General features: G+C 64.6%; 19 protein-coding genes, 1 pseudogene and 1 riboswitch. Of the genes and pseudogenes, 7 read left to right on the top strand and 13 right to left on the bottom strand.

Annotated features, from left to right (window positions below):
• Nucleotides 1-442: M20/M25/M40 family metallo-hydrolase (locus APH30_RS17460; protein ID WP_156326531.1), on the top strand; the 442-nt coding region annotated here is incomplete at its 5' end.
• A 75-nt stretch (nt 443-517) separates the two neighbouring features.
• Here APH30_RS17460 and APH30_RS17455 read toward each other — a convergent pair.
• From APH30_RS17455 to APH30_RS17430, 6 genes are all read right to left on the bottom strand, one after another.
• On the bottom strand, nt 518-1,933 hold the full coding sequence (locus tag APH30_RS17455) for an efflux transporter outer membrane subunit (RefSeq protein WP_054913266.1): 1,416 nt from the start codon (nt 1,931-1,933) through the stop codon (nt 518-520).
• Complete coding sequence (locus APH30_RS17450) at nt 1,930-5,109, bottom strand: efflux RND transporter permease subunit (protein WP_029885133.1); 3,180 nt, start codon at nt 5,107-5,109, stop codon at nt 1,930-1,932. Before APH30_RS17450 ends, APH30_RS17455 begins: the two co-directional genes overlap by 4 nt.
• 12 nt (nt 5,110-5,121) lie before the next feature.
• Nucleotides 5,122-6,363 carry a multidrug efflux RND transporter periplasmic adaptor subunit MexE gene (gene mexE / locus APH30_RS17445; RefSeq protein WP_009682303.1) on the bottom strand — a complete coding sequence of 414 codons (1,242 nt, stop codon included), beginning with the start codon at nt 6,361-6,363 and terminating at the stop codon, nt 5,122-5,124.
• A gap of 176 nt (nt 6,364-6,539) precedes the next feature.
• Entirely contained in the window at nt 6,540-6,842 is a 303-nt protein-coding gene (locus tag APH30_RS17440) for a hypothetical protein (RefSeq protein WP_054913265.1), read from the bottom strand.
• A gap of 94 nt (nt 6,843-6,936) precedes the next feature.
• The gene (locus APH30_RS17435) at nt 6,937-8,289 is read right to left on the bottom strand and encodes a GntP family permease (RefSeq protein WP_029885131.1); all 1,353 of its coding nucleotides are present in this window, start codon (nt 8,287-8,289) and stop codon (nt 6,937-6,939) included.
• A 109-nt stretch (nt 8,290-8,398) separates the two neighbouring features.
• Nucleotides 8,399-8,938: a gluconokinase gene (locus tag APH30_RS17430; protein WP_054913264.1), complete on the bottom strand. Its 540-nt coding sequence runs from the start codon at nt 8,936-8,938 to the stop codon at nt 8,399-8,401.
• Between the two features lie 207 nt (nt 8,939-9,145).
• Here APH30_RS17430 and APH30_RS17425 point away from each other — a divergent pair, with 207 nt between their 5' ends.
• From APH30_RS17425 to APH30_RS30000, 3 genes and pseudogenes are all read left to right on the top strand, one after another.
• Nucleotides 9,146-10,165: a LacI family DNA-binding transcriptional regulator gene (locus APH30_RS17425; protein WP_054913263.1), complete on the top strand. Its 1,020-nt coding sequence runs from the start codon at nt 9,146-9,148 to the stop codon at nt 10,163-10,165.
• 149 nt (nt 10,166-10,314) lie between these two features.
• Nucleotides 10,315-11,097, top strand: a pseudogene (locus APH30_RS30005) (PAS domain-containing protein); the annotation flags it as partial.
• Nucleotides 11,098-11,139: 42 nt separating this feature from the next.
• Nucleotides 11,140-11,634: a methyl-accepting chemotaxis protein gene (locus APH30_RS30000; RefSeq protein WP_370593812.1), complete on the top strand. Its 495-nt coding sequence runs from the start codon at nt 11,140-11,142 to the stop codon at nt 11,632-11,634.
• On the opposite strand, the gene APH30_RS17415 is transcribed toward APH30_RS30000, so the two are convergent.
• The 7 genes from APH30_RS17415 to APH30_RS17385 form a co-directional block, all read right to left on the bottom strand.
• Nucleotides 11,609-14,875, bottom strand: coding sequence for a transporter substrate-binding domain-containing protein (locus APH30_RS17415; protein WP_054913261.1), 3,267 nt, complete (start codon nt 14,873-14,875; stop codon nt 11,609-11,611). The genes APH30_RS30000 and APH30_RS17415 overlap by 26 nt on opposite strands.
• Before the next feature lie 13 nt (nt 14,876-14,888).
• Nucleotides 14,889-15,503 (bottom strand): response regulator transcription factor, encoded by a 615-nt coding sequence (locus APH30_RS17410; protein WP_009682293.1) that lies wholly within the window; start codon nt 15,501-15,503, stop codon nt 14,889-14,891.
• A gap of 273 nt (nt 15,504-15,776) precedes the next feature.
• Nucleotides 15,777-16,529, bottom strand: coding sequence for a precorrin-4 C(11)-methyltransferase (gene cobM / locus APH30_RS17405; RefSeq protein ID WP_029885125.1), 753 nt, complete (start codon nt 16,527-16,529; stop codon nt 15,777-15,779).
• A gap of 33 nt (nt 16,530-16,562) precedes the next feature.
• Nucleotides 16,563-16,949 carry a cobalamin biosynthesis protein gene (locus APH30_RS17400; RefSeq protein WP_054913260.1) on the bottom strand — a complete coding sequence of 129 codons (387 nt, stop codon included), beginning with the start codon at nt 16,947-16,949 and terminating at the stop codon, nt 16,563-16,565.
• Complete coding sequence (locus tag APH30_RS17395; protein WP_054913259.1) at nt 16,949-17,635, bottom strand: CbtA family protein; 687 nt, start codon at nt 17,633-17,635, stop codon at nt 16,949-16,951. Before APH30_RS17395 ends, APH30_RS17400 begins: the two co-directional genes overlap by 1 nt.
• Before the next feature lie 10 nt (nt 17,636-17,645).
• Nucleotides 17,646-17,834 carry a CbtB-domain containing protein gene (locus APH30_RS17390; protein ID WP_009682288.1) on the bottom strand — a complete coding sequence of 63 codons (189 nt, stop codon included), beginning with the start codon at nt 17,832-17,834 and terminating at the stop codon, nt 17,646-17,648.
• Nucleotides 17,835-17,926: 92 nt separating this feature from the next.
• Nucleotides 17,927-18,150: riboswitch (cobalamin riboswitch) on the bottom strand.
• A gap of 71 nt (nt 18,151-18,221) precedes the next feature.
• A complete protein-coding gene (locus APH30_RS17385; RefSeq protein ID WP_054913258.1) occupies nt 18,222-18,701 on the bottom strand; it encodes a GNAT family N-acetyltransferase in 480 nt (159 codons plus the stop codon).
• Between the two features lie 123 nt (nt 18,702-18,824).
• Here APH30_RS17385 and APH30_RS17380 point away from each other — a divergent pair, with 123 nt between their 5' ends.
• The 3 genes from APH30_RS17380 to APH30_RS17370 form a co-directional block, all read left to right on the top strand.
• Nucleotides 18,825-19,454 (top strand): LysE family translocator, encoded by a 630-nt coding sequence (locus APH30_RS17380; RefSeq protein ID WP_054913257.1) that lies wholly within the window; start codon nt 18,825-18,827, stop codon nt 19,452-19,454.
• A gap of 21 nt (nt 19,455-19,475) precedes the next feature.
• Complete coding sequence (locus APH30_RS17375; protein WP_054913256.1) at nt 19,476-20,348, top strand: alpha/beta fold hydrolase; 873 nt, start codon at nt 19,476-19,478, stop codon at nt 20,346-20,348.
• Between the two features lie 96 nt (nt 20,349-20,444).
• A partial coding sequence (locus APH30_RS17370; protein WP_177333745.1) for a pirin family protein occupies nt 20,445-20,700 on the top strand: 256 nt, incomplete at its 3' end.

Genomic DNA, 20,700 nt, shown 5'->3' with positions numbered 1-20,700 from the left:
GTACAACATCATCCCCGACGAGGCCTGCATGCTGCTGAGCGTGCGCACCGACACGGCCGAGACCCAGCAGAAGATCAACAGCCGGATAGAGGCGTTGGCCAGGGGGCACGCGCAAGCTTTTGGCGTTGAGATCGATGTGCAGTTTACCCAGCTGGCCCCGGCGTTGTGCAACAGCGAGCAAGAAAGTGCGCTGCTGCGCGAGAGCCTGCGACCGCTGTTCGCCGATGGCGCACTGCTGGACAAGCTGCCGAAAAAGGTCATGGGTACCGAAGACTTCGCCTACATGCTGCAGGCGCGGCCAGGCTGTTACTTCATGCTCGGCAACGGCACCGGCGAGTTCCATGGGTGTTCGGTGCACAACCCTCACTATGACTTCAACGATGCGTTGGTGAAGATCGGCGCCGATTGCTGGGTCAAGTGGGTGCAGGACGCGTTGCGCTGAGCCGGGCCGGGTACTACCGCCTGGCCGGTGGCGGCCACACGGTGGTGGCGCCACAGGCCATGGTCGTGCCTGGGGTCAGTGCGCGCTGGCCACGGTCTGCGGTTGCCAGCCGCCACCCAGGGCTTTGTAGATGGAAACGATGCCGCGGTACAGCTCGACCTCGCCTTGCGCTTGCGCATCTTCGGCACTCAGCCGTTCGCGTTCGGCATCGAGCAGCACTAGGTAGTCCACGGTCCCCTCGCGGTAGCGAACCGAGGCCAGTTGCGCCGCCTTGCGGCTGGCTTCGCTCTGGCGCATCAACGACAGCAACCGTTGTTGGGTCTTGGCGTAGTCGCTGAAGGCGTTTGCCGACTCTTCCAGTGCCAGCAACACCTGCTGCTCGTAATTGGCCATGGCGCCTTCGGCGTCGGCCTTGGCCCCGCGCAGGCGGGCCCGCACGCTGCCCAGGTCGAACGCCGCCCAGGTAATGCTGGGGCCCAAGGCCCAGGCGTTGGCCGCCGATGAGCCGAGCTGCGACCCGCGCGCGGCGGTAAAGCCCAGGAAACCGCTGAGGCTGACCCGCGGGAACAGGTCGGCGGTGGCGACGCCGACGTTGGCCGTGGCGGCTGCCAGCTGGCGTTCGGCGCTGCGAATGTCCGGGCGGCGGCGCAGCAGTTCGCCGGGGTCGCCCACCGGCAGCGCCTTGGCGATGGCCGGTAGCGCCTTGGGCGACAAGTCTACGCTGAGGGCGTCGGGGCGCTGGCCGAGGAGGGTGGCGATGCGGTGCCGCGCCCGGGCCTGTTCGGCCTGCAGTTGCGGCACGGTCGCTTCGACCCCGGCCAGGCGGGCATCGGCGCGCACCACGTCGAGGTCGTTGCCGACCCCGGCGTCGCGCAGGGTTTCGGTGATGCTGCGCGATTGCTGCTGGGTCTTGAGGTTGGCCAGGGCAATCTTCTCGCGCAGCTGTGCACCGCGCAATTGCCCATAGGCATCGACCAGTTCGGCGATCAGGCTGACCTGCAACTGCTGCAGGTCGGCGGCAGCGGCCGCTTCCTGCGCTTCACTGGCTTCGATCTGGCGCTGGATGCGACCGAACAGGTCCAGCTCCCAGGCCATGTCCAGGCCCAGGTCATAGCGTTCGCTATTCACCCGTTGCTCGGTCTGGCCAGGGATCTGGCCTTTGCCGATATCGCTGCTGGCACGGCTGGTGACCACCGGGAACGGGTCGTTCTCGGCGTCTTCACGGATCGAGCGGGCCGACTTCAGGCGGGCAAAGGCCACGCGCAGATCCCGGTTGCCGGTCAACGAAGCCTGCACCAGCTGGTTCAGTACCGGGTCGTCGAACTGCTTCCACCACAAGCTTTCAAAGTGGCTGCGGTCATAGGCCTTGGCCTGCGCATCAGCGCCCAGCTGGGCAGGTGCGGTGGCGGGGGCCTGGTAGTCCGGGCCGACCGCGCAGGCGGCCAGGGCCAGGGCCAGCAGGCTTGGCGTCAGGGGTTTGAGCAGGTTCATGCGTGGTTCTCCAGCACTTGCACGCGTTCGGCCTTGCGGGCCTGGCGACGCTCGACGAAACGGCGGATCAGGAAGAAGAACACCGGGGTGAGGAACAAGCCGAATACGGTCACGCCGATCATCCCGGAGAACACCGCCACACCCATGGCATGGCGCATTTCCGAGCCTGCACCCGAGCTGAAGACCAGCGGCACCACCCCCATGATGAAGGCGATGGAGGTCATCAGGATCGGCCGCAGCCGCAGGCGGCACGCTTCCAGCACGGCAGCCAGCGGGTCGAGGCCCTTGGCCTGTTCGTCCTTGGCGAACTCGACGATCAGGATCGCGTTCTTGCACGCCAGGCCCACCAGTACGATCAGCCCGATCTGGGTGAAGATGTTGTTGTCGCCACCCGATACGATCACACCGGTGATCGCCGACAGCAGGGTCATCGGCACGATCAGGATCACTGCCAGCGGCAGGCTCCAGCTTTCGTACTGGGCAGCCAGTACCAGGAAGGCCAGCAGCACGCACAGCGGGAACACGAACAGCGCGGTGTTGCCCGAGAGGATCTGCTGGTAGGTCAGGTCGGTCCACTCGAAGGTCATGCCGTTGGGCAGTTCCGCTTTCAGCAGTTTTTCGATGGCCGCCTCGGCCTGGCCAGAGCTGTAGCCGGGCGCTGCGGCACCGTTGATTTCAGCGGTGATGAAACCGTTGTAGTGCATCACACGGTCCGGCCCGGAGGTATCGCTGACCTTGAGGAAGGTCGCCAGCGGTATCATCTCGCCCAGGTTGTTGCGCACCTTCAATTGGCCGATTTGCTCGGCATCGAGGCGGAACTGCTGCTCAGCCTGGACGTTGACCTGGTAAGTGCGGCCAAAGCGGTTGAAGTCGTTGGTGTACAGCGAGCCCAGGTAGACCTGCAGGGTGTCGAAGATGTCGCTGATCGCCACGCCATGGGTCTTGGCCTTTTCCCGGTCGATGGCGGCATCGACCTGCGGCACGTTGACCTGGTAGCTGGTGAACAGGCCCGCCAGCTCCGGCACCTCGTGGCTTTTGGCAATGATGTTCTGGGTTTCCTTGTACAGCGCTTCGTAGCCCAGGTTGCCGCGGTCTTCGATCTGCAGGCGGAAGCCGCCGATGGTGCCCAGGCCTTGTACCGGCGGTGGCGGGAAGATCGCGATGTAGGCGTCCTGGATATCGGCGAACTGGGCATTGAGCGCGGCAGCGATGGCGGCAGCCGACTGGCTTGGGTCCTTGCGCTCGTCAAACGGCTTGAGTGGGGTGAACACGATGCCGCTGTTCGGGCTGTTGGTGAAGCCGTTGATCGACAGGCCAGGGAAGGCGACCGAGTCGGCGACGCCAGGTTGCTTGAGGGCGATTTCGCTCATGCGCTTGATCACCGCCTCGGTGCGGTCGAGGCTGGCGGCGTCGGGCAACTGGGCGAAGGCCACCAGGTATTGCTTGTCCTGGGCCGGTACGAAGCCGGTGGGGGTAGACGAGAAACCCAGGTAGGTCAGGCCCATCAGGCCGGCGTACACGAACAGGGCGATGCCGCTGGAGCGAATGACCCGGCGCACTCCGCCCACGTAGCGGTGCGAGGCACGGTCGAAAAAGCGGTTGAACGGGGCGAACAGCCAGCTGCCCAGGAGTTTTTCCAGTAACCGCGAGAAACGGTCCTTGGGCGCATGGTGTTCCTTGAGCAGTACGGCAGCCAACGCCGGTGACAGGGTCAGCGAGTTGAATGCCGAGATCACCGTGGAAATGGCGATGGTCAGCGCGAACTGCTTGTAGAACTGCCCGGTCAGGCCGGAAATGAAGGCAGCAGGCACGAACACCGCACACAGGACCAAGGCGGTGGCGATGATCGGCCCGGTCACTTCGGCCATGGCCTTCTGCGTCGCCTCCAGGGGTTTGAGGCCCAAGCCGATATTGCGCTCGACGTTTTCCACCACCACGATGGCGTCGTCCACCACGATACCGATGGCCAGCACCAGGCCGAACAATGACAGCGCGTTGAGCGAGAAGCCGAACAGGTGCATGACCGCAAACGTGCCGATCAGCGATACCGGCACCGCCAGCAACGGGATGATCGAGGCGCGCCAGGTTTGCAGGAACAGAATGACCACCAGCACCACCAGCACCAGCGCTTCGAACAGGGTGTGCACCACCGCCTCGATGGAGCCGCGCACGAACACGGTCGGGTCATAGACGATGCTGTAGTCCATGCCTTCGGGGAAGTCCTTCTTCAGCTCGGCCATTTTTGCCCGTACTTCGTCGGAGATCTCGATGGCGTTCGAGCCTGGGCGCTGGAAGATCGGCAGTGCCACTGCCGGCTGGTTGTTCAGCAACGAGCGCAGGGCATATTGGCTGGAGCCGAGCTCGACCCGGGCGATGTCTTTCAGCCGGGTGATTTCGCCGTCGGCGCCGGCGCGGATGATGATGTTCTCGAACTCTTCCTCGTTGACCAGGCGGCCCTGGGTGTTGATCGACAGCTGGAAGCTGGTCGAACCCGGGGCGGGCGGGGCGCCCAACTGGCCGGCGGCGACCTGGCGGTTCTGTTCACGAATGGCCGCGACCACGTCACTGGCGGTGAGGTTGCGCGAGGCGGTCTTGTTCGGGTCGAGCCAGACGCGCAGCGAGTAGTCGCCCATGCCGAACAGCTGCACATCACCCACGCCGCCAAGGCGTGCCAACTCGTCCTTGATATTGAGGATGGCATAGTTGGACAGGTAGAGCATGTCGTAGCGGTTGTCCGGCGAGGTGAGGTGCACAACCATGGTCAGGTCGGGCGAGGCCTTGTCGACGGTGATACCGATGCGGGTCACTTCTTCCGGCAGCTTGGGCTGGGTGCGGGTGACGCGGTTCTGCACCTGCACCTGGGCGTTGTCCAGGTCGGTGCCCAAGGCGAAGGTGATGGTGAGCGTCAGTTTGCCGTCAGCGGTGGACTGGGAAGACATGTACAGCATGTTCTCCACACCGGTAATGGCTTGCTCCAGCGGCGCAGCCACGGTTTCGCCGATGACTTTCGGGTTGGCACCCGGGAAGTTGGCGCGTACCACCACGGTTGGCGGCACTACCTCGGGGTATTCGCTGATGGGTAACTGGAACAGCGAGATCGAGCCGGCAATCAGCAGTACCAGCGACAGCACGGCGGCGAAGATCGGCCGGGTTATGAAGAATTTGGAGAAGTTCATCGGTCTGGTCCCTTAACCGCGTGGCGCCTGGGCGCTGGCGTTTTTCACGTTGTTGCCCGCCACTTTGGGCGCCGGGTTGCTGGCCTCCAGGGCCTGGCGCTGCTGGGCGAGGGCGGCGAGGGTCTGCTCGCTGGCCATCTGGGTTTCCTGCGGCGTTACCGGCGAACCCGGGCGTACGCGCTGCAGGCCCTTGACCACGATGCGCTCGTCCTTGCCCAGGCCGCTGCGCACGATGCGCAGGCCTTCGAGTTTCGGCCCCAGTTCCACGGCGCGGTAGGCGGCCTTGTTGTCCTTGTCCATGACCAGCACGAACTTCTTGCCAAGGTCGGTGCCCACGGCCTCGTCGTTGATCAGTACGGCGTCGTACTGGGCGCTGCCCACCAGCTTCAGCCGGGCATACAGGCCCGGGGTGAACTGGCCGTCGCGGTTGTCGAACACGGCGCGGCCACGGATGGTGCCCGTGCGCGGGTTGACCTGGTTGTCGACGAAGTTCATCTGGCCCAGGTGAGGGGTGCCGGTTTCATTGGTCAGGCCGAGGTACACCGGGGTGCTCTGGCCGCGTTGGCCCTCGCGCGCCAGCTGGGTGTACTTGAGGTACACGCGCTCGTCGGCGTCGAAGTAGGCGTAGACCTTGTCGGTGGAGACCACGCTGGTCAGCGGGGTCACGTCGGCGCTGACGATGTTGCCGGCCGTGAACGCGGCGCGGCTGACCCGGCCGCTGATCGGCGCGGTAACCCGGGTAAAGCTGAGGTTCAGGCGGGCGAGGTCCAGTTGTGCCTGGATGGCGTCGACCCCGGCCCGGGCTTCGGCAGCGGCGCTGCTGCGCGATTCGGCCAGCTCGGCGGAAATGGCGTTGCTGTCGCGCAGGCGCTCACCACGGCGGGCTTCATTGGCGCTGCGGATGGCGGTGGCCTTGGCTTGTTGCAACTGGGCTTCAAGGCGGCGGACTTCAGCCTGGAACGGGCGCGGGTCGATCTGGAACAGCAGGTCGCCTTTCTTGACCTGGGCGCCCTCGGTGAAGGCGACCTGGTCGATCTGGCCGGACACCCGCGGGCGCACCTCGACGGTTTCCGGGGCTTCGAGGCGGCCGGTGAACTCGTCCCATTCATTGATCGGTTGCTCGATCACCTTGGCCACGGTGACCTTCGGCGCGGCGGGAGCCTGCACGGCGTCGGGGGTTCGGCCGCAAGCGCTGATCACCACCACAGCCAGGGCTGCGAGGGGGAAGCGCAAGGGTTTGAGTGATTGTTCCATGGAGAACTCCGCCAATGTATTAGTGATGGGCGGAGTGTGAGTGTCTTGCGCGAGAGGCACGAATCGAACGGGCCGAAATGTATTATCACGCTGAATGATAGGTCGGGATCAGCGGGTGGTAAATGGGGGGTGCGGGCCTGCACCCGAAGCCGGTGCCAGGGCCCGCTGCCACGGGCTTAGCGTTGGTTGCCGCCAGCGCCGCCTGCGTCGGCACCACCGGTCCCTTCGGACCCTGTACCGTCCATGCCTGGCAAGTCACGACTGTCGTTCTGCTGGGCGGGCGGGCTGTCCGGGTCATTGCCCTTGATGCGCGGGTCGGTATCCCGCGGCATGGGTTTTTCGATCGGGTTGAGGGTGCTGTCCACGCCGGGCTGCGGCGCGTTGTTGTGCGGGTCGTCGGGGTAGGTCGGGCCAGTGCCGGCGGCAAGCGCCAGTGGCGAGGCGAGCAGGGCAATCAGCAGCACGCTTGAGCGGTTCATGGCAGTCTCCATTGCGTCGGGTGGGGCGTACTCCCTTTCGGCCCCACCCGTGGCGCTAACGTGCCATTGTTGCGCTCATTGTTCCGATCAGCGGTTACACCACCATCGACAACAACATGATGAAGATGATGCCGACGATGGAAAGAATCGTCTCCATCATGCTCCAGGTCTTGAAGGTTTCGGCCACGGTCATGTTGAAGTACTGCTTCACCAGCCAGAAGCCGGCGTCGTTCACATGCGACAGGATCAGCGACCCGGCGCCGGTGGCCAGCACCAGCAACTCACGGTTCACGCCCGGTACCAGGTCGATCACCGGTGCCACGATACCCGCGCCGGTGATGGTCGCGACGGTGGCCGAACCGGTGGCGATACGGATCACCGCCGCCACCAGCCAGGCCAGCAGGATCGGCGAAATTTCCGCTTGCACGGCCATTTGCCCGATCACGTTGCCCACCCCGGTGTCCACCAGCATCTGCTTGAAACCGCCGCCGGCACCGACGATCAGCACGATCGCAGCGGTTGGCGCCAGGCTCTGGTCGAGCATTTTCATGATTTGCTGGCGGTTGAAACCGCGGGCCGAGCCAAAGGTGTAGAAGGCCAGCAGCAAGGCAGCGAGCAGGGCGGTGATCGGGTGGCCGATCAGGTCCATCCACTGGCGCACGATGTGCTCGGCAGGCAGCACCACGTCGGCGAAGGTTTTCAGCAGCATCAAGGCCACCGGCAGCAGCACGGTGATCAGGGTGATGCTGAAGCTCGGCAGGTTGCCTTGGTCGGACTCCTTGGCGATCTGGTCCATCAGCTCCTGCGACGGGTTGCCGGGAATGTAGCGGGAGATGAAGTTACCGAACAGCGGGCCGGCGATGATGGCGGTAGGCAGCGCCACGATCAGGCCGTAGAAAATGGTCTTGCCGATGTCGGCGTGGAAGATGCCGATCGCCAGCAACGGGCCCGGGTGCGGCGGTACCAGGCCATGCACGACCGACAGGCCGGCCAGCAATGGAATGCCGATTTTCACCAGTGAAACCCCGGAGCGCCGGGCCACGATGAACACCAGTGGAATCAGCAGCACGAAGCCGATTTCGAAGAACAGCGGAATGCCCACCAGGAAAGCGGCGAACATCATGGCCCAGTGCACGTTCTTCTTGCCGAAGGCGCGAATCAGGGTTTGCGCGATCTGGTCGGCGCCGCCGGAGTCGGCCATCAGTTTGCCAAGCATGGTGCCCAAGGCGAGCACGATGCCGACAAAGCCCAGCACACCGCCAAAGCCGTCCTGGAACGACTTCATGACCTTGGCCACCGGCATGCCGGAGGTCAGGCCCAAAAAGCCGGCCGCCAGGGTAAGGGCGACGAAGGGGTGAACCTTGAAGTGGGTGATCAGCAGGATCAGCCCGACGATCGTCACGAGCGCGTCGAGCAACAGGAAGGTATCAGTAGCCAGTCCGAACATGGTTTCAAGGCCTCGGTCTTATCGTTGTTTTGGCGTAGCGTTTTAGGAACTTTCCGCGCTTTCGCGGGGTCGGGTAGCGCTGTCTTTGGTGAGCCGGTAAACCGCTGGGTCAGGCGGTCTGCGCCAGGCCCTGCTCACCGCAGCGCTTTAGCCAGCGGTCTACCGCTTCGGCCAGGGCTTCGATGGGCTGGGTAGCGTCCAGGGCCAGGGTCAGGGGCTCGCCACGGGGCGATTCCAGGGCGGCGAACTGGCTGTCGATCAGGCTGGCCGGCATGAAATGCCCAGGGCGTGCCCTCACGCGCTTTTCGGCTTCGGCAGGCGACAGTTCGAGGAAAACGAACACCAGCCCAGGCATGGCCTGGCGCAGGGTTTCGCGGTAGCGGCGTTTGAGCGCCGAGCAGGTCAGGATCGGGCGTTCGCCGGCCTGGCTGATGGTTTGCAACTCTTCGCCCAGGCGCACCAGCCAGCCGGCGCGGTCGGCGTCGTCCAGGGGGATGCCCGCGCTCATCTTGCGGATGTTTTCGGCAGGGTGGAAAGCGTCGCCTTCGATCAGGCGACCGCCGCTTCGGGCAGCGATGGCAGCACCGATGCAGCTTTTGCCGCAACCGGCCACGCCCATCACCACGATGGCGGACAGGGGAGAATTCATCAGTACCTCCTGCGGGGTGAGGTAGCGCTGTCTCGTCGCTGACGAACAGCCACCTCCCCGGTGTTATTGGTCTTGTCCTTACGCAGTATGGACGCCTGGCAGCACGCGTGTAGCGGCAGCTACCAAAGATTACATTGCCTGCATCCTGAGACAGCGCTACCTTAGTGGCCGTTCCCCATCCTTGCAAGTAGTAAAATTACAACATCCATGTCCCGCACCGGCTCCCGTACCACAGGTCGTCCTACCCTGGCTGAAGTGGCCAGGCTTTCCGGGGTTTCCCCGATCACCGCTTCGCGCGCGCTGCGCGGCGTGAGCACGGTTGCCCCAGAGCTGGCCGCAAAGGTCATGGCTGCCGCCGCCAGCCTGGGCTACGTGGCCAACCCTGCGGCCCGGGCGTTGGCCTCGGCGCGCAGCCAGTCTGTCGTGGTACTGATCCCGTCGCTGTCCAACCAGCTGTTCATCGATACCCTGGAGGCCATCCACGACGTCATGCGCCCGCGTGGGCTCGAGGTGCTGATCGGCAACTATCACTATGACCTGGCCGAAGAAGAGAACCTGATCCGCAATTACCTGGCCTATCAGCCCTGCGGCATGTTGCTGACCGGGTTCGAGCGCAGCGATGCGGCCCGCCAGATGCTGGCCGCCAGCGGCGTACCCTGCGTGCACATGATGGAGCTCAAGGGCGAGCCGGGGGCAGTATCGGTCGGTTTTTCCCAGGAGCAGGCGGGGCGGGCTGCCGCGCGGCACCTGATCGAGCGCGGGCGCAAGCGCTTGGCATTCATAGCCGCGCAACTCGACCCGCGGGTGATGCAGCGGGCCGAGGGTTTCCGCCAGGCCCTGGCCGAGGCGGGCCTGCACGCTGCGGAACTGGAAGTGTTGGCCCCGGAGCCTTCTTCGATTGCCTTGGGCAGCACACTGTTCAGCCGCCTGATGCAGCAGGCCCCGGATGTGGACGGCATCTTCTTCTGCAACGACGACCTGGCCCAGGGCGCTGTCTTGCAGGCGTTGCGCCAAGGTGTGGAGGTGCCTCGCCAGGTGGCCATGGTGGGCTTCAACGACCTGCCGGCTTCGGCGCACATGGTGCCGCGCCTCACGTCTATTCGTACCCCGCGGGCTGCCGTCGGTCGGGGCGCGGCCCAGGCCTTGCTCGCGTTGCTGGACGGCAAACGGGTGGCCAGTGCCCAACAGGACCTGGGTTTTGAGCTGATGGTGCGGGAAAGTACCTGATTCGCTCGCCTGTGCAATGGCGTTGACCACGCCCTGGCGGCCTGCCGGCGTAACAGAAATGGAGTAATCACAAAGCGATGGCACTGTGCTTGCACCGCGCATACGGCCATCTATGCTCATGAAACCGCGCATAAAGGAGGCCCGGCGTCATGTTCGATTTCCATCGCAAGTCCGATTTGGTCGAGATCCAGCGCAGCCATCAGGCATTGGCCGACGCACAGGCCAAACTGGCTGCCATCAGTCGCTCCATGGCAATGATCGAATTCGCCCCGGATGGCACCATTCTCGACGCCAACGAACGCTTCTGCCAGGCCATGGGTTACAGCGCTGAAGAGCTGCGCGGCCAGCACCACCGGCTGTTCTGTGAGCCGGGCTACGCCCAGAGCGCCGAGTACCAGCAACTGTGGCATGAGCTCGGTCAGGGCAAGGCCATCAGCGGCACGTTCGAGCGCGTCGACAAGGCCGGCCGTGAAGTCTGGCTGGAGGCCAGCTACATGCCCGTGCTGGATGCCCAGCGCCAAGTCAGCAGCGTGATCAAGGTGGCGTCCGACATCAGTCAGCGCGTCGCCCTTGAGCATGAAAGCGAAAGCTTGCTGAAGGCGATCAGCCGCGCCATGGCAGTGATCGAGTTCACCCCGCAAGGGCGGGTGATCAAGGCCAACCAGAACTTCCTGGACACCATGGGTTACCGGCTCGACGAGGTGGTAGGGCGCCACCATGGCCTATTCTGCCTGCCGCACGAGCGTGAGTCGGCCGAGTACCGCCAGTTCTGGGCCTCGCTGAACCGTGGCGAATACCACTCGCACCGCTTCGAGCGGGTGAACAAGCAAGGCCAGACGGTGTACCTGGAAGCCTCCTACAACCCGATCTTCGACAGCAAGGGCCGCCTGTACAAGGTGGTCAAGTTCGCCAGCGACATCACCGACCAGGTCTGTACCCAGCAAAGTGCCGCCGATGCGGCCCATGCCAGTTCGGTGCAGACCGATGCCTGTGCGCGCAAAGGCACCGAAGTGGTACAGCAGACCGTGCAGGTGATCGAGCAGATTTCCGTGGAGCTCAACGACGCAGCGCGCAGCATCGATGCGGTGAGCAAACAGTCGGATGTGATCGGGCAGATTGTGCTGACCATTCGTGGTATCGCCGACCAGACCAACTTGCTGGCGCTGAATGCGGCCATCGAAGCCGCCCGTGCCGGCGAACACGGGCGCGGTTTTGCCGTGGTCGCCGACGAGGTGCGCAACCTGGCCGCGCGCACCAGCAAGGCTACCCTGGAAATTGTCGATGTGGTGCGGCAGAACCACGACCTGTCGCTGCTGGCCGTAGCCAGCATGCAGTCAAGCCTGAACCGCACCGGCCATGGCGTGGCGCTGGCCAATGAAGCCGGCACGGTGATCATGGAAATTCAACAAGGCTCAAGGCACGTGGTCGATGCCATCAGCCAGATCAGTTCGACGCTGCAATTGCATTGAGCGCAGCACGCATATCGTCCAGCAGGGCCTGCAGGCTGGCTTGCAGCCGTGCGCGCGGCTCGTCGGTCGGCGAGCCTTGCGCCTGGGCCGCTTCGATCGCTTCGCAATCCTGGACCACGGTGCGTACCCTGATCATCTTGGCACCGCCCTTGATGCGGTGGGCCAAGGCACGCAGCGCCTCTTCGGGCGCGTCCGCTGCCAGCGCATGCAGGGCCGCCAGGTCTTCACCAACGCTGATCGACAGTTGCTCGAGCAAATGCCTGGTGAGCTGCGCGTCGTCCTGAGTCAGGTGGCGTAGCTCATCCAGGTTCAAGCCGCCCGCGCGGGCTGTTGGCGCAGGTGGGCGGGCCTGGGGCAGGTGGGCTTTGAGGGTTCGCAAACCTATCGGCTTGAACAGGCAAACGTCCATCCCGCTGGCCAGGCAGCGGGTACGTTCCTCGGCCTGGGCATTGGCGGTGATGCCCAGAATCCGGCACCTGGGCAGGCTGCGCTCGGCCTCGAACTGGCGAATGCGCCGGGTGAGTTCATGGCCATCCATGACCGGCATGCTGCAATCGGTGATCACTACATCGAAGCGCGCCGCTTGCCAGCGGCACCAGGCGACTTCACCGTTCTGCGCCAGGCTCACCTGGTGCCCAAGGGTGTGCAATTGCCGCTCCAGCAATAGCAGGTTGGCAGGGTAGTCGTCGACGATCAGCACATTCAAAGGGCCGTCGCTGTTTTCCAGTTGGGCCGGGTCCTCGGGCACGGCTGCCGGAGGCGCGCAGGTGGGCAGTTGCAGGTTCACTTGCACCCGGGTGCCGACGCCTTCGACACTTTGCAGCTTCAGCGTGCCGCCCATCAGCTCGGCAAGCGTGCGGCTGATGACCAGGCCCAAGCCTGCGCCCTGGCGGGCCCTGGGGCCGTCGGCCTGGACAAAGGCATTGAACAGGCGGGCCTGGTCGGCAGGGCTGATACCGATGCCGGTGTCGCGCACATCCAGCTCCACCGGCAACATGTCATGGCCGGCGATAACCGGCAGAAACAGGTTGGCCTGCACCTCGCCACGGTCGGTGAACTTGATGGCGTTGCTGATCAGGTTCGACAGGATTTGCTTGAGCCGCAGCGGGTCCGCCAGCACCCAGGCCGGTTCAGCGGGCAGTTCGCCGTGCAGGTGCAGGCCCTTGGCCCGGGCGTTGCCTTCGAAGACGCGCAAGGTGGCGCGCACCAGTTCGCGCAGGTCCGTGGGCACGGGTTGCAGGGTGATGTGCCCGGACTCGATCCGGGAAATATCGAGAATGTCGCCAATCAGTTCCAGCAGGCCAAGCGCTGAATCATGGGCCGTCTGCAGCGTATGGATATCGCTGCGGCCGCTACGGCAGTCCTCCAGCGCCAGTTCCAGCAACCCGATCACGGCATTCATCGGGGTGCGGATTTCATGGCTCATGGTGGCCAGGAACGTGCTTTTGGTCTGGCTGGCCTGTTCAGCGTCGTCCTTGGCCTGGCGCAGTTGCTCCAGCAGCCCGCGGCTCAGCGCCAACTGGTCCTGCAGGGCGTGTTGCGCCTCGGTGCGCTGGTTGATCAGCTTGCGCAGGTAGCTGTTCCAGAACACCACGCCGGCCAGCAGCAGCGCCGACAGCACGAGCACTTGCAGGGCGAGGGTGCGGTAGTCGCGCCACGGGCTGTCGCTGACCAGTGAGCTGGTGCGCCAGCGGTTGATCAACTGCGCCAGTTCTTCAGGCGGAATGCTCAACAGTGCCTTGTCGAGAATGGCCTGCAGCTGGGGCTGGTCGGCGGCCACGGCGAAGGCGGCCAGGGCCGGGTCTTCATCGAGCACACTGGCAATGCGCAGGCGGTCCTTGAATACATGGCTGATGTAGTACGCCGCATTGATGTGGTTGCTCAGGGCGACGTCGGCACGGCCATTGGCCACGGTCTCCATCAGGCCCAGCGGGTTGTCCACCTCGACCAGGCGGGCCTGCGGGTAGCGTTGCTGCAGCAAGGCGCGTTGCGGCGAGCCTTTGACCACCGCGATACGCTGGCCGTCCAGGGCCTTCAAAGGGGCGGGTGCGGTGGTGTCGCTGCGGGTGACCAACACCCTTGGGCTGACCAGGTAAGGCCGGGTGTAGCGCAGTTGCCTGGCCCGGTCTGCGCCGTAGCCCAAGGCGCCGATCATCAGCGCATCACCTTGGTTCAGCCGCTCGACCATGTGGTAGGCCGATGTGCTTTCAACGGTCTTGAACTGCAACCCGGTGCGCAAGCCGATCTGCTTGAGCAGATCCAGGGTGATGCCGTTGGCGTTGTCCTGGGCGTCGTTGAAGGTCAAGGGCGCCAGTGATGTGTTGATCAGCACGTTGACAACGGGGTGCTCGGCGATCCAGGTTTCCTCTTCGGCACTGAGGGCCGTCAGGTGGCGCTGCAACAACAGGCTGGTATTGCCACCGCTCCAGCGGCGCAGGATGTTCAGCCGTTCGCTTTCACTGATGCGGGCCAGTGCCTTGTCGACCAGCTGGCGCAAGTGCAGGTTGTCGCTGGACAGGGCGAACGCGAACGCTTCGGGGGCGGCCGGGGAAAAGTGGTCGATCTTCAACGTGCCCTGGAAGCTTTTGCCGATCATGAAGTCGGTGCTGATGGCGTCGCCCAGGTAGGCGTCGGCCTCGCCCAGTTCGACAGCGGCCAGCCCGGCCAGGGTGGAGCGGTACAGGCTCAGTTGCGCCTTGGGGTACAGGCTGCGTACGGTATTGGCGGGCAGGTAGTGATCAACCATGGCCAGGCGCAGGCCGGCCAGGTCGGGCGTGCCCTTCAGGCTGCGTCCCTCCCGGGTCACGACCACCGGCAGGTCGTCGGCATAGGGTGAGCTCAGGCTGAGGTGGGCGTCTGCTGCCTCGAAGGCGTTGGAGCTGCCCAGCAGGTCGATGCGCCCCTCATGCAGGGCAGTGATGGCCTCGTGGCGGCTGGCAAAACGGCGCACTTCGATGTCAATGCCGAGCTGCTCGCCGATCAGGCCGGCGTAATCGGCGCTCAGGCCTTCGTAGTCACGGGGGCTGACATTGATCTCGAAGGGCGGGTAGTCCGGCCGCGAGCTGCCCAGTACCAGTTGCCGGTGCTGCTGCAGCCACTGGCGGTCTTCGGCCGAGAGCGCCAGCGGCGCGGCAGCACTGACCGAGCGCGCCAACAACTGCCGGGGTTCGCTGCTGGCCTGCAACCCGCTGGCATTGGCCAGGCCGATGATCATGAAGGCGCTCGCCAGCAGGAACTTCATGCTCGCCAGCCGCTCAGTAGACGCTATTGCGCTTGGCCAGGTCGACCATCTCGACCAGCGATTCGGTCTTGAGTTTTTCCATGATGCGGCCCCGGTAGGTGCTGATGGTCTTGGCGCTCAGGTTCATGCAGGTTCCAATGTTCTTGTTGTTTTCGCCGCGTGCCAGGCGCCGCAGCACTTCCATCTCACGGTTGGAAAGGCTGGCCAGGCGCACCGGTTCGCTCTCCAGGGAGTTGCTGTTGACCGACATCTGCGGAAAGGTCGAATAGCCCTTCACCAACGCCTTGAGGGCGAACAGCAGGGCCTCGTGGTCCTCCTCCTTGGTGACGAACGCGCCGATACCGGCATCCAGGCAACGGCGCACGTACAGGTCGGTGGCCTGGCCAGTGAGCACCATGATCTTGGGGGTTGGCTCCAGGCACTGAAGGCGCTTGATGACCTCCATGCCGTCCAGGCCAGGCAGGCCGATATCCAGCACCACCACGTCCGGGCGCAGTTCACGGGCCACCTGCGCCACCTCGCTGCCATTGCCGACTTCGCCGACGACATGGAAGCGCTCACGCTCGAGCAGTAGGCGCAACGACAACCGCACGATAGGGTGGTCGTCGACGATCAGCACGGTTGTCATGGGGAAAACTCCTGTCAGGATGTGGTCCGCTTCCTGGAACACTCAGGAATACGTTTGCAAGCGGGTTAATCGGAAGCGCAGCACCATACGGCCAAACCTGACGTTTGGTAATCCCGAGTATAGAAGTGTTGAAAGTTTCCGGACTACTTGTCGAAAATTCCTACAAGTAGTGGAAAAACATCACCACTGCCACAGTGGTGATGTCAGACAGGAAAGGGCGCTCAGGCGCAGCCAGCGCGGTTTCGACCCTGTGCAGGGCAAGCCTGGGCGTGCTCAGTCGCCAGGCCGATACAGGTGGGCGTGACCGGCACGGTACAAGGCGGATTCGGCGAACGGCGCATCCCCCAGTACATGGCCTACCAGGATCAGTGCCGTGCGCCGGAAGTGCTTGGCCGCGCTGCGCTCGACGATGTTGCCCAGCGTGCCGCGCACCCAGTCCTGGTCTGGCCAGGTGGCGCGGTGCACCACGGCCACCGGGCACTCGGTGCCGTAGTGGGGCAGCAGCGCTTCAACGATCCGTGGCAGGTGCTTGACCCCCAGGTGAATCGCCAGGGTGCTGCCGTGGCGGGCCAGGTCGGCCAGCTGTTCCCCGGGTGGCATTGGCGAACTGTCGCCGTAGCGGGTCAGAATCACGGTCTGCGCCACTTGCGGCAGGGTCAGTTCACAGCCGAGCAGGGCAGCGCTGGCGGCCGTGGCAGTGACCCCGGGGATGATCTGGTAGTCGATACCCAGTGCCTTGAGGTGGCGGATCTGCTCGCCGATGGCGCCGTACAGGCTGGGGTCGCCGCTGTGTACCCGGGCGACATCCTGGCCGTGTTCGTGGGCGGTGCGCATGGCTGCGATGATCTGCTCCAGGTGCAGTTCGGCGCTGTTGATCACGGTACTGGCCTGGTGGCCTTCGAGCACGGCAGCCGGCACCAGCGAGCCTGCGTAGATGATCACCGGGCATTGGCGGATCAGCCGCTGGCCCTTGACCGTGATCAGTTCGGGGTCGCCGGGGCCGGCGCCGATGAAGTAGACGGTCATGGAATGTCCTTGCAAAAAAAGGGTATGGCGCGTTCAGCAGGCCAGGGCGAGTGTCGCCGGGCCGAGCACCTGGCGCTTGAGCAACAGCCGTGGGCTGCCTTGTTGCCGATCGGCCAGGGCCAGTGCGGTGCTCTCGGCCACGCCCCAACACCCGGTGTGGGCATGGGCGGCGGCGGAGCGGTGGCTGAGCAGTGGCTGGTAAGCGTGCAGTTGCTGGCTATGGTACAGCACCAACGGCACACCCAGGTGCTCGGCCAGCTGGTGCAAACCCGGCTCGTCAGCCTTCAGGCTGATGCTGGCGATGCCGCGCAGGTCTGCCAGTGCCAGGCCGTGGTTGGCCAGTGCCTGGCACAACAGGGTGTGCAGGGTAGCCGCCGGGCAACCCCGGCGGCAGCCAAAACCGGCATAGAAAGTGCCCATCAGGCCTGGCTGGAACGGCGGAACAACCAGGCGCTGAGCAGGCCCAAGGCCAGCCAGAACGCCGCATTGGTCAGCCACGAGGCCAGCTTGAACTGGGTTTCCAGGGCCTGCGGGGCCAGGCTTTGGTGAACCTCGGGCTGCGGGGCGCCGAGCACATGCGGAATCACCAGCAGCACCGCGCCCAGCACTTTCAGCAGCCCGTGGCGGGCGAACACCAACAAGGCCAGGCCGAGCGCGGTGGCGCTGGCGGTGCCGACCCACCAGGCCTGGCGTTGCCCCAGGTCTGCTGCAGCGGTGCCTGGCAGTTCGGGCGGCAAGCCCAAGGTCGGGGCCAGGCAGAACACGGCGAACCCGGCCAGCCCCCACAAGGCACCGGTAGTGGCGCGGGTGGGCGCGCGCAAGCTGTACAGCGCGGCGAGAACAAGGGCGAAGCCGACGGCAACCACCAGGTTGCCGCCCGTGGTGGCGAGCACTCGTTGCCAGCCATCTTCCGGCGACCAGGCCTCGGCGCTGTGTTCATGGGCAGGCACTTCACTGCCATGCTCATGGTGCGAGGCAGGTGCCGAGGACTCGTAGGTTTCCGCCTGAAGAATCAGCGGGGCCACCCAGAAGCTTTGCAGCAAGGTCAGCAGCAGGGCGGCGAGCAGCCCGCTGAAACCCGCGGTGCGGGCAATGCGCATGATCATGGGGGCGTACTCAGTGGCAGGGGAAGGCGGCGCTGTGGCGGGTGTCGTGGGCGGCGTTATGCACCGCCTCGATGTGCGAGAACCCGGCGAAGTAGACCAGGCACAGGCCCAGCAAGCTGGCACCGACGGCAATGATGACGCGCTGGCTGAGGGTAGCGGGGGTGGCAAGGCTGTGTGGCTTGGTGCTGGCGACGGGCATGACGCGTTCCTCTGCTTTTTGTGGGCAATGGGCAGGCGCGGCAGCCCCGGGCGCGGTTACCCAGGGGAATGCAACAGCGCCCGCCCACCGCGGGTTGTTCATGAACGCCAGGCCGGTCTCCGGGCTTGCGAGGAGGAGCAGGGCTCCTGGCAAGCGTCACCTTCCCATGCCGCACTACATGGCACAGTGGTACAGACGCTTCGCTCGCTTACCGTTGCGGGGGCAGCACCGGCATTGTCGGGCCCTGGTCAGGGCCTGCGACGCACCGGTTTCCCGTTTCACCCCATGAAGGGGCACCTGAACGTGAGGCGTAAGGAGAGCATGGGGCGGCCCTGGCGTCAATTACCCGGTGAGCTGCGCATGTGCCTGGGCCGGGTGGAGCAACCGTTAGCCTCGCGCGAATGCCGCCAGCTTGTCCCCGTCCAGGCGGTAGCGTACCCACTCATCCTGGGCCTCGGCGCCCAGCTTCTGATAAAAGCCGATTGCCGGTTCGTTCCAGTCCAGCACGCTCCACTCCAGGCGCCCACAGTTGTTGGCTACCGCCTCGCGGGCGATGTGCTGCAGCAACTGGCGGCCAGCCCCGTCACCGCGCTGTTCGGGGGTGATGTACAGGTCTTCCAGGTAGATGCCGTTGCGCCCCAGCCAGGTGGAATAGCTGTAGAAATACACGGCAAAGCCGATCGCCTGGCCATCGCGTTCGCAGACCAGGCTGTGCACGGTACTGCCTGCACCGAACAGGCTGTGCTCGATATCGGCCAGGGTCGCGACCACCTCGTGGCGCGCGCGCTCGTACTCGGCCAGCTCGGTGATGAAGTTGAGGATCTGCGCGGCATCGGCAGGCGCGGCAGGGCGAATGGAAAGGCTCATGAGACGGCTTCCTTGATCCAGGATGGCAGTACAGTGAAGTGTATCTGCATAATTTGTTGTAACTGTAGTGGTCGCCGAGAAGGACGACTCCGGTAGTGTGGCAGCACCCTTAATGAAAGTGGAATGCCCGCCATGCTTGCCTCTGTCGACCTGCTGAGCGCCTTCGTGCTGTTCGCCTTTGTATCTTCGATCACGCCAGGTCCAAACAACACCATGCTGCTGGCCTCGGGCGTGAACTTCGGCGTGCGCCGCTCGGTTCCCCATGCCCTGGGTATCAGTTGCGGTTTCATGGTCATGGTGCTGGCGGTCGGCCTGGGCCTGGGTGAAGTCTTCAAGGCCTGGCCGCCGCTGTACACGGTATTGCGCTACACAGGCGCGGCCTACTTGCTGTACCTGGCCTGGAAAATTGCCACTTCCGGGCCTGTGGATGCTGCCTCGCCTGGCGCGCGCAAGCCGCTGGGCTTCTGGGGCGCAGCCGCATTCCAATGGGTCAACCCCAAGGCCTGGGTCATGGCGGTGGGGGCCATTACCACCTATACCCCGGCGCAAGGCTACGTGACCAACGTAGTGGTCATCGCCGCTGTATTCGCGTTGGTCAACCTGCCGAGCGTGGGCGTGTGGGTGATGTTCGGCAGCGCCTTGCGCAACCTGCTGCAGAACCCGCGCTGGCTGATGCTGTTCAATGTCCTGATGGCCCTGCTGCTGGTGATTTCACTGTACCCGCTGCTGTTTGTAGAATCGGTGTTCCCCTAGCGTTGCGAGTGCCGTAAACCCATGCAGTTGATTCCCTGGTCCCATGAATGCGCCGAAGGCTTCACCTTGCGTGGTTGGCGAACCCCGGCCAGCGGCAAGCCACTGCTGCATTTCTTGCATGGCAACGGTTTTTGCTGTTTGGCCTACCAGCCGTTGCTGATGCGCCTGGGTGAACATTTCGACCTGTGGCTATGTGATGTGCAAGGGCACGGTGACAGTGACCATGGCGGGGCGTTTCTGGGTTGGAACCGTACGGCGGCGCTGGCCGTGGAAGCCTTCGAAGCGGGCCGTGGCGAATACGGCGAAGTGGCCCGGTTTGCCGTGGGCCACAGCTTCGGCGGCGTGTTGACCGGGCTGATGTTGGCCAGTGACCCGCAGTTGTTCGCCCGTGCTGTGCTGCTCGATCCGGTGTTGTTCAGCCGCCGGATGCTCGGCGTGATGGGCGCCGCGGCGCTGGTTGGCCTGCACCAGCGTCATGCCTTGGCGCGCAAAGCCGCCAGCCGCCGCAGCCATTGGCCTGATCGCACAGCGGCGCTGGCTTCGCTGCAGGGCCGGGGCATCTTCAAAGGCTGGGCCGATGCGGCGTTGCAGGCGTATGTCGAGCATGCCATCGGCGATTGCGGCGAGGCCGTGGTGCTCAAGTGCCGACCCAGCCGTGAAGTGGAAATCTTCAGCTCGTTCCCCAAGCGCATGTGGGCCAGCCTGTGTGCAATCAATACCCCGACCCACGTGATCTATGGCAAGCACACCTATCCGTTCGTGCCACGCTCGGTGCAGCGCCTGGTGTCGCTGAATGCCAGCATCAGCGCGCAGGAGGTCGCCGGTGGGCACTGCTTCATGCAGGAAGACCCGGCGATGGCAGCCGAGCAGGTGCTGGCTTTCTTGCAGCGGTGATTGTTCTGTAGGTGGAACGATGTGGGCCGTTAAAGCCCTCTACCGGCAGATTGTCATCATTGATAAGGTGATCCAAACCGAAACAGGAGCCTTCTCATGAAAACCATTCTGGGTATCCACCACAGCCCCCACGCCCATTGGGTGGGTGATGGCTTCCCGGTCCGCAGCCTGTTCACCTATGACCATCTGGCCAGCCACATCAGCCCGTTCCTGCTGCTCGACTATGCCGGCCCGCATGCGTTCACCCCAACCCAGGCCCGGCGCGGCGTTGGCCAGCACCCGCACCGTGGTTTCGAGACAGTGACCATTGTCTACCAGGGCGAGCTGGAGCACCGCGATTCCACAGGGGCCG

The sequence above is a fragment of the Pseudomonas sp. NBRC 111127 genome, assembly GCF_001320345.1.
Classification (GTDB): domain Bacteria; phylum Pseudomonadota; class Gammaproteobacteria; order Pseudomonadales; family Pseudomonadaceae; genus Aquipseudomonas; species Aquipseudomonas juntendi.
The sequence above is the reverse complement of the archived record's forward strand: the minus strand, read 5'-3'. Positions and strand labels throughout refer to the sequence as shown.

Excerpts from the sequence above, each read along its gene's own strand:
- APH30_RS17380 (WP_054913257.1), top strand. The coding sequence starts at position 18,825 with ATGCCCGCCATGCTTGCCTCTGTCGACCTGCTGAGCGCCTTCGTGCTG.
- APH30_RS17435 (WP_029885131.1), bottom strand. The coding sequence starts at position 8,289 with ATGTTCGGACTGGCTACTGATACCTTCCTGTTGCTCGACGCGCTCGTG.
- APH30_RS17425 (WP_054913263.1), top strand. The coding sequence starts at position 9,146 with ATGTCCCGCACCGGCTCCCGTACCACAGGTCGTCCTACCCTGGCTGAA.
- APH30_RS17385 (WP_054913258.1), bottom strand. The coding sequence starts at position 18,701 with ATGAGCCTTTCCATTCGCCCTGCCGCGCCTGCCGATGCCGCGCAGATC.
- APH30_RS17430 (WP_054913264.1), bottom strand. The coding sequence starts at position 8,938 with ATGAATTCTCCCCTGTCCGCCATCGTGGTGATGGGCGTGGCCGGTTGC.
- APH30_RS17410 (WP_009682293.1), bottom strand. The coding sequence starts at position 15,503 with ATGACAACCGTGCTGATCGTCGACGACCACCCTATCGTGCGGTTGTCG.
- APH30_RS17455 (WP_054913266.1), bottom strand. The coding sequence starts at position 1,933 with ATGAACCTGCTCAAACCCCTGACGCCAAGCCTGCTGGCCCTGGCCCTG.
- APH30_RS17440 (WP_054913265.1), bottom strand. The coding sequence starts at position 6,842 with ATGAACCGCTCAAGCGTGCTGCTGATTGCCCTGCTCGCCTCGCCACTG.
- APH30_RS17415 (WP_054913261.1), bottom strand. The coding sequence starts at position 14,875 with ATGAAGTTCCTGCTGGCGAGCGCCTTCATGATCATCGGCCTGGCCAAT.
- APH30_RS17400 (WP_054913260.1), bottom strand. The coding sequence starts at position 16,949 with ATGGGCACTTTCTATGCCGGTTTTGGCTGCCGCCGGGGTTGCCCGGCG.
- mexE (WP_009682303.1), bottom strand. The coding sequence starts at position 6,363 with ATGGAACAATCACTCAAACCCTTGCGCTTCCCCCTCGCAGCCCTGGCT.
- APH30_RS17395 (WP_054913259.1), bottom strand. The coding sequence starts at position 17,635 with ATGATCATGCGCATTGCCCGCACCGCGGGTTTCAGCGGGCTGCTCGCC.
- cobM (WP_029885125.1), bottom strand. The coding sequence starts at position 16,529 with ATGACCGTCTACTTCATCGGCGCCGGCCCCGGCGACCCCGAACTGATC.
- APH30_RS17450 (WP_029885133.1), bottom strand. The coding sequence starts at position 5,109 with ATGAACTTCTCCAAATTCTTCATAACCCGGCCGATCTTCGCCGCCGTG.
- APH30_RS17375 (WP_054913256.1), top strand. The coding sequence starts at position 19,476 with ATGCAGTTGATTCCCTGGTCCCATGAATGCGCCGAAGGCTTCACCTTG.
- APH30_RS17390 (WP_009682288.1), bottom strand. The coding sequence starts at position 17,834 with ATGCCCGTCGCCAGCACCAAGCCACACAGCCTTGCCACCCCCGCTACC.